The following is a 12,361-nucleotide window of genomic DNA, read 5'->3' on the forward strand; positions in this document are numbered from 1 at the left end:
GAAAAGACGGTTCGGAAGGAGGGTCCGAACCGGGCACATTGTAGCTTAAAGATAGGGGTTATGCTGTTTTTCGTAGCCGACCGTCGTCATCCTGCCGTGTCCGGTAACGATTTGGGTGTCTTCAGGCAGAGTGAAGATTTTTTCGCGGATGTTGCGGATTAAGTCGTCGTGGTTGCTGCGTTCGAAATCGGTGCGCCCCACGCTTTCATAGAAAATCACGTCGCCCGCCACCAACAAGTCGGCCTCGGCGCAGTAGAAAACGATATGGCCGGGCGTATGCCCCGGGATATGCAGCACTTTGAAGGCATATCGGCCGACTTTCAATTCATCGCCTTCTTCTAGCCAGCGCGTCGGCATAAAGGGTTTGGTTGGCGGGAAATTGTATTGTTTGGTGATTTCGGTGAGGTTCGCCAGCAGGAAGCGGTCTGCTTCGTGCGGACCCAAAACTTCGATTTTCGGATTGCCCGCCGTCATTTCCGCCACGCCGCCGACATGGTCGAGATGGCCGTGTGTCAGCCAAATCGCCTTCACGTGCAAACCGCGTTTTTCCGCTTCTTCCAACAGGCGCGGAACGTTGCCGCCGACATCGGTAAAAACCGCTTCGTTGGTTTCGTCGTCCCACATCAGTGTGCTGTTCTGGCGGAACAGGGTAACCGCAATAATTTCAACATGTAGCGACATCGTTTTCCTTAAGATATTTATTTTGAATAACTGGCTGTACCAAGATAATGAATTATATGTGATAATCCCGACCAAACCAATCACTTGGGCAAAACAGTCATGAAAAACCCTATTTTTTGTGTGCTTTTTTCCATAACCGCCTCTGCTTGGGCCGCACCGCCGCTGATGTTGGCAGAAGAATATAGCAACCAAAACGTGCAGGGCTGGGCGGCCAGCGAGAAATTGGACGGCGTACGCGCCTATTGGGACGGCAAAAAGCTGATCAGCCGCCAAGGTTATGCCTTCACACCGCCGCCGGGGTTTACCCGCAATTTTCCGTCCTATCCGCTGGATGGCGAGCTTTACAGTTCGCGTGGGCAATTTGAGCGGATTTCCGCCGCCACACGTTCGGCCGACGGAGATTGGGGCGGCATCAAGTTATACGTTTTCGACTTGCCGAAAGCAGAGGGGAACCTTTACCAAAGGCTGGCCGTATTGGAAGGCCGTCTGAAAAAATATCCGGCGAACATCGTCGTTGTCAAACAAACGCCGGTCAAAAATATTGAAGAAGCGCGTGCGATGATGGAAAAAATCGTGAAGGCGGGAGGAGAGGGCGTGATTTTGCGCGATCCGCAACAGCCGTACCGCGCAGGCCGCAGCAGCGGTTATCTGAAACTGAAACCGCAGCAGGATGCCGAATGTACGGTAACGCGCCATTACGAAGGCAAAGGGAAATATGCGGGCAAACTCGGCGCGGTCGGCTGCCGCAACGAGTTGGGCGAATTCCGTATCGGAAGCGGGTTTAAAGATGCCGAGCGTGCCAACCCGCCGCCGGTCGGCTCGGTCATTACCTACCGTTACCGAGGTTTCACGCAAAAGGGCAAACCCCGTTTCGCCACCTTCCTGCGTATCCGCAAAGACAAATAAAAAAGCATCAAGGCCGTCTGAAAAACCGGAAAACGGCTTTTCAGACGGCCTTTCAATACAAAATGGCCCGACGGATCAGCGGCAAACGGTTTCTTCCACCGTTTTGTCCAATTCGCCGACACAAGTCCAAGACAGGCCGCCGTTTTCACGGGTAGAGAACAACATAATCTGTGCGGACAGACCGTAAATATTCGGTTTCGGCGTGATGACGATATTGCCTTGCTTGATTTCAATCCGCTGCCAATAGCGCAGGCTGGGATCGTCTTCCCCGGCTTCTTCATGGGTTTCATTGATTTCGTCTAATGGCGTGCCTGCATTCAAGGCTTCTTCCACCCGTTGCTGGGCAGACAAAATCGGCACGGCTGCCGGCGGAATCACAGGAGGGAGCGGTTTGATGTTTTTCGCCGGAACGGCAGCGGCCTGGTTTTCCGAACTGCGCGGCTGCGGTGCGGCGGGTTTGGCCTGAACGGCCGAAGCGGCTTGTTCGGCCGGCGCGGCGGCCTCCTGCGGCCACAGCGATTTGCCTTCCGGCATGCCGGCCCAAATGCCGATCAACATCATCGCCGTGCCCAAACCGCTGTAACCCAGCACCAGCCCTGTTAAGGCCATCCCCTTGCCGCCGACTTTCAACCGCTTGTTTTTGGCGTAGGCGATATGGCCGGTGAGGATGGCGGCCAGTGCGGCGACAATGGGCAACAGCGTCCACGCCAGCAGCCCGCAAACCAAACTGACCGGTGCCAGGATGTTTTGATTTTTGCCCGAAGCGGCAGAAGATGAGGTTTTCGGAGTCATGGCTGACCACGCACTGTTCATAACGGATTATTGGGAAACGACATTATACCCGCTTTTGATTATCTTACCGCAACCGTATCTTCAGGCCGTCTGAAAATATCCATCCGTACCACAACGCATGACGGGACAGGTTTTCTGCCGCCATGCATAAAACCTTGACAGGCACGCGCCAGGCCCTACAATGCCGCAGCCTTTTTGGAAAACCGATATGAAACTGATAATTCTCGACCGCGACGGCGTCATCAACCAAGACCGGGACGACTTTGTAAAGTCGGCCGACGAATGGGTTCCCCTGACCGGCAGCATGGATGCTGTCGCCTTCCTCTCCGAGGCGGGCTATACCGTGGCCGTGGCCACCAATCAGTCCGGCATCGGGCGCGGCCTGTTCACCATGCAGGAGCTGACCGAAATGCACAACAAAATGCACAAAATGGTTCAGCAGGCGGGCGGCGTGATAGACGGCGTTTGGTTCTGCCCGCACACCGCCGCCGCCGACTGCGGCTGCCGCAAGCCGAAAAGCGGCATGGTGTTGGACATTCTCGACCGTTTCAACGCCAAAGCCGAAAACACCTATATGGTGGGCGACAGCCTGCGCGATTTGCAGGCCGTGGCCGGGGCGGGCGGCAAACCCGTGCTGGTGCTGACCGGTAAAGGAAAGAAAACGTTGGCGGAACACGCCGCCGAACTGCCCGAAGGCACGCAGGTTTTCGACGACCTGATGGCGTTTTCGCAATACCTGATGGGACAGGACGAAGCCGAAACGGAGGCAGGCCATGCTGTTGTTGCGTAACCTTATCTACTGGCTGATATTGGTGGTCAGCCTGATTACCATGTTCCCCTTCATCCTATTGGCTGCAGTCGTTCCCAACGGCGCGCACACGGTAGCCCGGCAGTGGGTGAAAATCCTGATGTGGTCGCTGAAAAACATTGTCGGTTTGAAATACCGGCTGGTCGGTGCGGAGAACATCCCCGACAAACCGTCCATCATCTGCGCCAAACACCAAAGCGGCTGGGAAACGCTCGCCCTGCAGGAAATTTTCCCGCCGCAGGTATTCGTGGCCAAGCGCGAACTGTTTAAAATCCCCTTCTTCGGCTGGGGGCTGAAAATCGTCAAAACCATAGGCATCGAACGCGGCAGCGCGCAGGCCAACGCCCAATTGGCCAAACAGGGCAGGGAGCGGCGCGACGAAGGCTATTGGATTACCATTTTTCCCGAAGGCACGCGGGTCGCACCGGGCAGCAAGGGACGTTACAAAAGCGGCGCGGCGCGGATGGCGAAGCTGTTTGAAATGGACATTGTCCCCGTCGCCCTCAACAGCGGAGAATTTTGGCCGAAAGATTCGTTTTTGAAATACCCCGGGACGGTGGACGTCATCATCGGCCCCGTCATCCGCCATGAAGACGGCAGCGAGGCCGAACTGACCGCCCGCTGCGAAGAGTGGATTGAAACGCAGCAGCAGCACATTAACGGCAAAGGCCCGCGTGCCGCCGCGAACCATCATTGACGGCAGGATTCCGTTTCTCCCGATTCGTCAAAGGCCGTCTGAAAACGAAGTTTCCGAAGGAAGCCGAGTTTTCAGACGGCCTTTTGCTTTCTTGCCGACAGGCTTTCCACCTACATCAGCACCACGTCGAACTGCTCCTGCGTATAACTGTTTTCCACCGCCAGCGACACCGGTTTGCCGATAAAGTCGATCAGCATCGCCAGCGACTGCGACTCTTCGTCCAAAAACAAATCAATCACTTCCGGCGAGGCGAGAATGCGGAACTGGCGCACGTCGAAGCGGCGGCTTTCGCGTACGATTTCGCGCTGGATTTCATAGCAGACGGTTTGCGGGGTTTTCAGACGGCCTCTGCCTTGACAGGCGGGGCAGGGTTCGCACAATACATGGCTGAGGTTTTCGCGCGTGCGTTTGCGCGTCAGCTCTACCAGGCCGAGGCTGGTGAAGCCGTTGAGGGTAACGCGGGTGCGGTCGAAGCTGAGGGCTTTGGCCAGTTCCTGCAGCACGGCTTCGCGGTGCACGTCGGAAGACATGTCGATAAAGTCGATGATGATGATGCCGCCCAAATTGCGCAGGCGCAGTTCGCGCGCGATGGCGTGGCAGGCTTCGAGGTTGGTTTTGAAAATGGTTTCGTCGAAATTGCGCGCACCGACGAAGCCGCCGGTGTTCACGTCTATCGTCGTCATGGCTTCGGTGGCTTCTATGATCAGGTAGCTGCCGAAATTGAGATTGACGCGCGGCTGGAGGGCGCGGTTGATTTCGGCCTCGACGTTGTGGGTTTCAAACAGCGGCCGCTCGCCGGTGAAGAGCTTGATTTTTTCCGCCGCGCCTTGAACGTATTGGGTGGCGAAATGCTGCATTTTGGCGAAGTTTTCTTTTGAATCGACCAGGATTTCGCGCGTGTTGTCGCTGAACATGTCGCGCAGTACGCGCAGGCTGAGGGGCAAATCCTGATACAGCAGGCTTTCCGCCGGACAGGTTTTGGCCTGTTGGCGGATGTTGGCCCACACTTTGGTCAGGTAGTCGATGTCGGCCTGCAGTTCGGCATCGCAGGCGGTTTCCGCGCTGGTGCGGATGATGTAGCCGTGCGCGGCATCCGGCGGCAGCAGGTTTTGCAGGCGGTCGCGCAGGTTGTGGCGGTCTTCGTGGTCTTCGATGCGTTGGGAAACGCCGATGTGTTCCTCCTGCGGCAGGTGGACGAGGAAGCGTCCGGCCAGCGAAATTTGGGTGGAAAGCCGCGCCCCTTTGCTGTTGATCGGGTCTTTGATGACCTGCACCAGCACGGTCTGCCCTTCGAACAGCATGTGTTCGATGCGCTGGGTTTCGTCGGGGTTTTGCCGCTGTTCCAAGACGTCGACGATGTGCAGGAAGGCCGCGCGTTCCAAGCCGATATCGATAAACGCGCTCTGCATCCCGGGCAGGACGCGCCGCACCACGCCCAGATAAATGTTGCCCACCAGGCCGTGTCCGGAATTGCGCTCGATGTGCAGTTCACAGATGTTGTTTTCTTCGAGCACGGCCACGCGCGTTTCCTGCGGCGTGATATTGACCAACACGGTTTCCGGCGGTCGGACGATGTCTTTATGGAGGGGGATGCTGGGTAACATAATCGGCTTTCGGATTTCAAGCACGCCATGATACAGAAAGCAGAGGCCGTCTGAAAAGTTTATGTGCGGTGAGGAGGGTGTTTTGTTTCCGCCGAAACCCGGTGTTCCGGCGAAAACTTCGTTTTAACTTCGTTGAAGCTACGCTTTTAGCCAGCCTTCCCCACCGCCCGCTGCACCCCGAAAATCGAAGCCAGCACCAACACAAAGCCTGCCATCGATTTCGCGTCCATGCCCTGGCCGAGGAACAGCCAGCCCAGCACGAAGGCGCAGACGGGGCTGAGTAATCCCAGCGACGACACGGCGGCGGGCGGTAGTTTGGCGAGGCCGTCGAACCACAGCACATAAGCCAGCACCGCGCCGAACAGGCACAGATACAGGTAGCCGCCGAGGTTGGCCGCGCTTAACGCTTCCAGCGGCGGTTCGGCCAATAGGGCGACGGGCAGCAGACACAGTCCGCCGATAAACAACTGCCAGCCGGTGAACGCCAACACGGGCAGCGAAGTGCGGTGGTGTTTCGACAAATACACACCCAAGGCCATCGCCGCCGCACCCGCCAGTGCCGCCAAAATGCCCAGCGTGTCATAGCGCGCCTACGGCGACAGCACCAACAGCGCAATCCCTGCCACGCCCGCCGCCGCCCAGCCCCAAGCCGCTTTCGGCGGCATGGTTTTGCCGATTAACCAAGTGAACACCAGCACCATCAGCGTCTGCGTGGAACTCAGCACCGCCGCCAAACCGCCCGGCAAACGGTACGCCGCCACAAACAGCATGGCCTGAAAAAAGCCGATGTTCAGAAAACCGAGCAAAACAACCGTCGCCCATTCGTCCCGTTTGGGTATCCGCCGCGTCCACGCCAACAGCAAAAGCCCGGCGGGCAACACGCGAAAAAGTGCAGCGGTGAACGGGCGGTTCGGCGGCAGAAATTCGGTGGTTACGAGATAGGTGCTACCCCAAATCAGTGGGGCAAGCGCGGTGGTGAGAATGGCGGCGGTGCGGTTGGGCATGGGGATTCCTTGTGTGCAGCGTTTTAGCTTCGCAGAAACTCGGCTTCCTTCGGAAACTTCGTTTTCAGACGGCCTGTAGGATTTTGCCGACGATTTCCCCCGTTTCACCCGACAGGCCTTCGGTGCCGTTGATGCGGCGCAGCTGTTCCGCCATCAGGTTGCGGCGGACGGGCTCGAGGCGGCGGCAGATGTTGAAGGCGTGCGCCAGCCGCGCGGCCAGCGACGGGTTGAAGCGGTCGGCTTCGAGGATTTTGTCGGCCAAGAAGCGGTAGCCTGAGCCGTCGGCGGCATGGAAATGAGGGACGTTGCGGCTGAATGTGCCGAGCAGGGCGCGGGCTTTGTTGGGGTTTTGCAGGTTGAACGCGGGGTGTTGCAGGGCGGCCTGTATCTGCTGCGGGGTGTCGGCGCGTCGGGACGATGCTGTCAGGGCGAAGTATTTGTCCATCACCAGCGGGTCGTCGGCGAATTTTTCGGCAAATTGCGCCAGCAGGCGGTCGCGTTCGGGACGGTCAATATGGTTGACGGCGCTGAGTATGCCCCATTCGTGGGTCATGTTTTGCGCCATTTCGCCGTATTTTTCGGCTACGGCGGCGATGTGCGCGGGGTCGGCGCGCAGGATGTAGGCGCGGCAGGTGTTGCGCAGGGCGCGCCAGCCGGCCAAATCGGGGCTGTATTCGTAACGCGTTTCGGCGGGTGCGGCCTGCTCTTGGGCGGCGGCTTCACGGTTCAGGCTGCGGAATTGCGGCAGGAAGCGGGCGGCGATAGTGTCGAGCAGGGCTTCGCGCGCACGGTGGACGAGCAGGGGATCGATGTCGTCGTCTTCCGCCCACAGGTCGGCTTCGGGCGGCAGTTGCAGCAGCAGGGACTGGAAGGCGGGGTTGAAGTCAGCGTTTAAGACGTATTCGAGTGCCTGCATGAGTGCGGGGTGTTCCGGCGCGGGCAGGCCGTCTGAAAGTGCGGTTTGGTTGGCGCGGACGGCGCGGCGGTACAGGGTTTGGGCGGCCTCCCATTTGGCGAAGGGGTCGTCGTCGGCGGAAAGGAGGATGCCAAGTTCGTGGTCGGTGTAGGGGTAGTTCAGGATGACGGGTGCGGAAAAGCCACGCAGCAGGGACGGTACGGCGGGGCGGTTTGCGCCGTAGAGCGTGATTTGCTGTTCGGCGGCGGTAATGTGCAGCACGGCTTCGGTTTGCGGTGCGCCGTCCAGTGTCAGGCGGAAGGGGATTTTTTCGCCGAAGCTGTCTTCTTCGGGGCTGAACAGGGCGACGGCCAGGGGCATGAACATGGGCTGTTTGTCGGCCATGTCGGGGGTGGGCGGGATGCTTTGTCTGATGTTCAGGACGTAGTCGCCTTGGTCGTTCAGACGGCCTGTGATGTCGAGCGCGGGCGTGCCCGCCTGGCTGTACCACAGGGCGAATTGTTTGAAATCGAAGCCGTTGGCATCGGCCATGGCGGCGCGGAAGTCGTCGCAGGTAACGGCTTGGCCGTCGTGGCGTTCGAAATAGAGCTTCATACCTTTTTGGAAGCCTTCTTCTCCTAGGAAGGTGCGGTACATGCGGACGACTTCCGCACCTTTTTCGTACACGGTCATGGTGTAGAAGTTGTTCATGTCTTCGTAGCTGGCGGGGCGGACGGGGTGGGCGGTGGGGCCTGCGTCTTCGGGGAACTGGTGGGCGCGCAGCAGGGCGACGTTTTCGATGCGGCAGACGGCGGCGTTGGCGCGGTCGGCGGAAAATTCCTGGTCGCGGAAGACGGTCAGCCCTTCTTTGAGCGAGAGCTGGAACCAGTCGCGGCAGGTAACGCGGTTGCCCGTCCAGTTGTGGAAATATTCGTGGGCGATGACGGCTTCGACGCGGGCGAAGTCGGCATCGGTGGCGGTGCGGGAGTCGGCCAGCACGCAGGATGTGTTGAAGATGTTCAGGCCTTTGTTTTCCATCGCGCCCATGTTGAAGTCGCCCACGGCCACGACCATGTAGATGTCCAGGTCGTATTCCAGCCCGAAGCGGGTTTCGTCCCATTTCATGGCGTTTTTCAGGGCTTCTATGGCAAAGGCGGTTTTGCCCGCGTCTTCTTTGCGGGTGTAGAAGGCGATGGCGACTTCGCGGCCGCTGCGGGTGGTAAAGGTGTCGCGGCTGACGGCCAAATCGCCCGCCACGAGTGCGAACAGGTAGCTCGGTTTTTTAAACGGGTCGTGCCATTTCGCCCAGTGGCGGCCGTCTGAAAGCTCGCCGCCGCCTATCCGGTTGCCGTTGGAGAGCAGGACGGGATAACGCGCTTTGTCGGCGGTGATGGTGGTGGTGAAGACGGCCATCACGTCGGGGCGGTCGGGATAGTAGGTGATTTTGCGGAAGCCTTCGGGTTCGCATTGGGTGTAAAGGTTGCCGCCGCTTTCGTACAGCCCCATCAGGGTTTTGTTTTCAGACGGCCTGACCCGGGTGGCGGTTGTCAGCATGAAGGGGACTGACGGCGGGTTGGCGATGGTCAGCCTGCCGTTTTTTTCGTCCAATTCATATTGCACCGCTTCGCCGTCCAGCGCAACCGACAGCAGTTCGGCCGAACCGTCCAGCACCAGCGGTTCGCCCGCGCGCTGCGGCAGGAAGCGCACGGCGGCGGTGATGTCGGTGTGGCTGTCGTAAATGTCGAAAGACAGATCGGTTTGCGATACCAAATAGGCGGGTGCTTGATAGTCTTTGAGATGGTGTACGGTTTTTTCGGTCATTTTGTTTATCCTGAGTGTGAAGGGGCAATAACGGTGCAGCGGCCGACTGTGTGGCCGCCGCTCATAAAGTCGAAGGCGAAACCCGGCTGCAATAATTCGTGCGGTACGGATTCTACGAGGAAATAAACCTTTTCGGCCATACTCTCGCCGGACGGCAGCGCGGGCGGTGTGTCGGAAAACTCCGGCACGACGCTCCAGCCTCTTTTGATTGAATAGTTTTACCGTTACTCAGCAGGTCTGCGTAGTTGGGCAAAGCCTGCACCGCCAACATCGGAGATTCATCGTCTTGTGTCGCTTTGAAATGGGGCGGCAGGTTGAGTGTTACCTTCGGTTGTGGTTTGGAGGGATGTGCGGTTTTCAGACGGCCCGAACGCCTGTCGCCAATAAACTGTTCCCGCACACGCCGCCAAAACGAGCAGTACGCCCAACCCGAGCCGGCTGCCGCCCTCCAACGGAGAATCAGTAAAAACGTTGCGGTAAAACACATAGCCCGTCAGCGGGACGGCGAACGCCAGTACTATCAAAACCAGCCAGAACATCAGCCAAAACAAAATGTTTCCGTATAACGGCAGGATGGCTCCCGTTTTCAGGGAACTCATTTGCACGCCAAAAAACAGGTTGAACGCACCCAGCAGTAACAGCATGCCCACCGTATGGCACAGTACGGGCAGGATGTTTTTTACCACCGCCATAAGCGACATCAGGACGGCGCGTAACGGCGGGATGCCGTGCAGTATCATCAGCGGCAGCGGCACAATCCATAATGCAAATACGCCGGCCAAGGTCAACATCATCATCAGGACGACGGGCCAATCCGAAGGATGCATACCCGCACGGGTCATGATTGTTAAGCCGTAAACTGCCGCAGTCATCGGCACGCAGCCCAGCAGCATCAGCTTGATAATCGGCCAAAACGACCCATTGAAGCCGTCGAATACCTGCCATATCGAACAATTTCCCCGTTCCGCCAGCGAAGCCACCGCCGACATCAATCCGCCCGCGAACAGCAGCGGCAGAGAACAGATGAATACAATCACGGCAAACACCAGAGCCGCCAGTACATACTGTCCGAGCTGGAAATGAGCCGCGCCACCGAAGATTGGTGCAAGTATCGACAAGCCCGTTCCCATTGCCGCTACGGCAACCACGCCCGCTACGATGGCCAGTACATAGCCGATGAGCAATACGGGCATTATCATCATAAACGGCACAATGCCGCGCATTAAAAGCAGGACAGCCTGAATAGGCCAGCCCAACCCGGACCAGGGCGCGCGCATGGCGGAAGTTTCAAGTAGAAAAATAGGTTTATACGGATGATACATAAAATGACCTCGCAATTTTAGGGTTGCCAAATATTATGGGATTTTGTTGTTTTTTCATAGGTTATTATGGATAGCGTCGAAGTTGATCGGGCTTTCAGACGGCCTCTTTAGGCCGTCTGAAAACCAACCAGCCGTTTAGGCACAACAGCAGCAGGCCGGCCCAAATCAGGCCGTAAGTGATGTAGGCCGAATCGGCCACCGGCGTGTGCAGTACGAACACTGCCGCCAAAAACAGCAGAGCGGGTTCGGCATAGCTCAACATGCCGAACAGGCTGACCGGCAGCAGCTGCCCCGATTTCAAATTGGCCGACATGGCCAGCGCGCTGAACAGTCCCAGCAGCGGCAGCAGCAGCCAGTAGCGCGGCTCCTGCCACACCACCGCCAACGATTCGTGCCGCCACAGCAGGTATGCGGCGGCAAAGGGCAGAATCAGGGTCAAATCCAGCGTCAGCCCCCTGAAGGGCGGGAACATTCATTTTGCGGCGGCCTAAATAATAAACGGGATACATGCCGCACACCCACAGCGTTGTCCACGAAAAAGAACGCACGGTCCGGATTTCGTGCGCCACGCCGGCCGCCGCCAATATCAGCGCGGCCAGCTGGAGGCGGTTCGGCCGCTCTTTCAGCCACAGCATCCCCGCCAGCATCATCACCAGCGGGAACAGGAAATAGCCCGTGGCCACATTCACCCCTTCGCCGTTCACCGGCGCCCACATAAACAGCCAAAACTGGCTGCCGATATTGGCGGTGCCGATTGCAAACCACAGCCTGTCGCGCCGAGTGCCCAGCCGTTCGCGCACAAAACGACCAAGCGCGGGCAGGCCGATGGAATACAGCGTCATCAGCCATATCCCCGCCGCCATGGTCAGCATCCGCAGGGCGAACACGTCCGTGCCGCCCAAGGGTTTCATCCAATGGCTGAACAGGTAGAGTACGCCGAATAAGAGTTGGGAAAACAGGCACAGCAGGATGCCTTTGGATAACGGGGTCATGGGTTGCAAATCGCTTTCGTTGAAAAGCCGCGAGGATACAGGCCGTCTGAAACCGCAGCCTGATTGTTATGATTTCGGGCTTTTCCGCTATGTTGCCAAACCCAACATTTGGCAAGAGATTTAATCATGTTGTTGGGTCGCGACCCAACCTACCCGCTTGATTTATTGTTTCAGACGGCCTTTTACCGAATCGTTTTGCTGTAAATATATTGCAGCCCCTTTGTGCCCATAAAGGTTCGCCCCGTATCGGCAAATCCGCAGCTTTGGTACAGGCCGATGGCGGCGCGGTTGGCGTGGTGTACGCCGAACACGATTTCGTCGCAGTCGGGCAATATGCTGCGGATGAGCGGCGCCAATTTATCGTCAGCCAGCGCCGCGCGGGCGCAGCCTTGACCCTGATCTGCGGGGTTGACCGACATCGAGCGCAGCAATACGGCGCGGGGGTTGGTGCTGTAAGTAAGGCGGTCGCTGCCTTTATCAAGGATGAAAAATCCGATGGGGCGGTTTTGGCACAAAATGGTTACGGCCAAACAGTCGGGCGCGGCGAACCGGCCGTTTTGCAGCCGCTCTTGGGGCGAAACCGAGTATTGTGCTTGCTCTCCGTGCAGACGGTAGTCCAAATCGGCGGCGTGTGCGGGGTCGTACGGCACAAGGGTAACGGTTTGGGGCATGGCGTGTTTTCCTGTTTGGCGGGCACTTGGCTTGTTTTCAGGCTGCTTTGAGGCCGTCTGAAAGCAAGGTGTCGGATACAAGTATCCGACTTGCGGCTGTTGCAATAAAGGCAGCCTGAAAACCGCAAAAGCCGTTTTATAGTGGATTAACTTTAAACCAGTACGGCG

At 58.0% G+C, this 12,361-nt stretch carries 11 protein-coding genes and 2 pseudogenes; 3 read left to right on the forward strand and 10 right to left on the reverse strand.

Annotated elements, in window-relative coordinates; translation table 11 throughout:
• Positions 1-45 precede the first annotated feature (45 nt).
• Positions 46-681 carry an MBL fold metallo-hydrolase gene (locus HMPREF3107_RS00530; RefSeq protein WP_070452046.1) on the reverse strand — a complete coding sequence of 212 codons (636 nt, stop codon included), beginning with the start codon at positions 679-681 and terminating at the stop codon, positions 46-48.
• Positions 682-780: 99 nt separating this feature from the next.
• Here HMPREF3107_RS00530 and HMPREF3107_RS00535 point away from each other — a divergent pair, with 99 nt between their 5' ends.
• Positions 781-1,587, forward strand: coding sequence for a DNA ligase (locus HMPREF3107_RS00535; protein WP_070452049.1), 807 nt, complete (start codon positions 781-783; stop codon positions 1,585-1,587).
• A 75-nt stretch (positions 1,588-1,662) separates the two neighbouring features.
• On the opposite strand, the gene HMPREF3107_RS00540 is transcribed toward HMPREF3107_RS00535, so the two are convergent.
• Positions 1,663-2,379 carry a DUF4190 domain-containing protein gene (locus HMPREF3107_RS00540; protein WP_070452148.1) on the reverse strand — a complete coding sequence of 239 codons (717 nt, stop codon included), beginning with the start codon at positions 2,377-2,379 and terminating at the stop codon, positions 1,663-1,665.
• 208 nt (positions 2,380-2,587) lie between these two features.
• Here HMPREF3107_RS00540 and gmhB point away from each other — a divergent pair, with 208 nt between their 5' ends.
• Both gmhB and HMPREF3107_RS00550 read left to right on the forward strand, forming a co-directional pair.
• Positions 2,588-3,169, forward strand: coding sequence for a D-glycero-beta-D-manno-heptose 1,7-bisphosphate 7-phosphatase (gene gmhB, locus HMPREF3107_RS00545; protein ID WP_070452152.1), 582 nt, complete (start codon positions 2,588-2,590; stop codon positions 3,167-3,169).
• Positions 3,153-3,884, forward strand: coding sequence for a lysophospholipid acyltransferase family protein (locus tag HMPREF3107_RS00550; RefSeq protein ID WP_070452052.1), 732 nt, complete (start codon positions 3,153-3,155; stop codon positions 3,882-3,884). The genes gmhB and HMPREF3107_RS00550 overlap by 17 nt, the downstream gene beginning before the upstream one ends.
• A gap of 110 nt (positions 3,885-3,994) precedes the next feature.
• On the opposite strand, the gene rng is transcribed toward HMPREF3107_RS00550, so the two are convergent.
• From rng to HMPREF3107_RS00590, 8 genes and pseudogenes are all read right to left on the reverse strand, one after another.
• A complete protein-coding gene (gene rng, locus HMPREF3107_RS00555) occupies positions 3,995-5,488 on the reverse strand; it encodes a ribonuclease G (protein ID WP_070452055.1) in 1,494 nt (497 codons plus the stop codon).
• A 146-nt stretch (positions 5,489-5,634) separates the two neighbouring features.
• A pseudogene (locus HMPREF3107_RS11210) lies at positions 5,635-6,492 on the reverse strand (EamA family transporter).
• 64 nt (positions 6,493-6,556) lie between these two features.
• A complete protein-coding gene (gene pepN / locus HMPREF3107_RS00570; RefSeq protein ID WP_070452062.1) occupies positions 6,557-9,208 on the reverse strand; it encodes an aminopeptidase N in 2,652 nt (883 codons plus the stop codon).
• A gap of 5 nt (positions 9,209-9,213) precedes the next feature.
• Positions 9,214-9,396, reverse strand: coding sequence for a hypothetical protein (locus tag HMPREF3107_RS00575; protein ID WP_070452065.1), 183 nt, complete (start codon positions 9,394-9,396; stop codon positions 9,214-9,216).
• A 90-nt stretch (positions 9,397-9,486) separates the two neighbouring features.
• The gene (locus HMPREF3107_RS00580; RefSeq protein ID WP_141742792.1) at positions 9,487-10,410 is read right to left on the reverse strand and encodes a hypothetical protein; all 924 of its coding nucleotides are present in this window, start codon (positions 10,408-10,410) and stop codon (positions 9,487-9,489) included.
• A gap of 214 nt (positions 10,411-10,624) precedes the next feature.
• Entirely contained in the window at positions 10,625-11,002 is a 378-nt protein-coding gene (locus tag HMPREF3107_RS12750; RefSeq protein WP_371327468.1) for an EamA family transporter, read from the reverse strand.
• A 151-nt stretch (positions 11,003-11,153) separates the two neighbouring features.
• Positions 11,154-11,522: pseudogene (locus tag HMPREF3107_RS12755) on the reverse strand (EamA family transporter RarD); the annotation flags it as partial.
• Positions 11,523-11,704: 182 nt separating this feature from the next.
• The gene (locus HMPREF3107_RS00590; RefSeq protein ID WP_070452071.1) at positions 11,705-12,193 is read right to left on the reverse strand and encodes a GNAT family N-acetyltransferase; all 489 of its coding nucleotides are present in this window, start codon (positions 12,191-12,193) and stop codon (positions 11,705-11,707) included.
• Between the last annotated feature and the right edge of the window lie 168 nt (positions 12,194-12,361).

Source organism: Neisseria sp. HMSC31F04, assembly GCF_001807735.1.
GTDB lineage: Bacteria > Pseudomonadota > Gammaproteobacteria > Burkholderiales > Neisseriaceae > Neisseria > Neisseria elongata.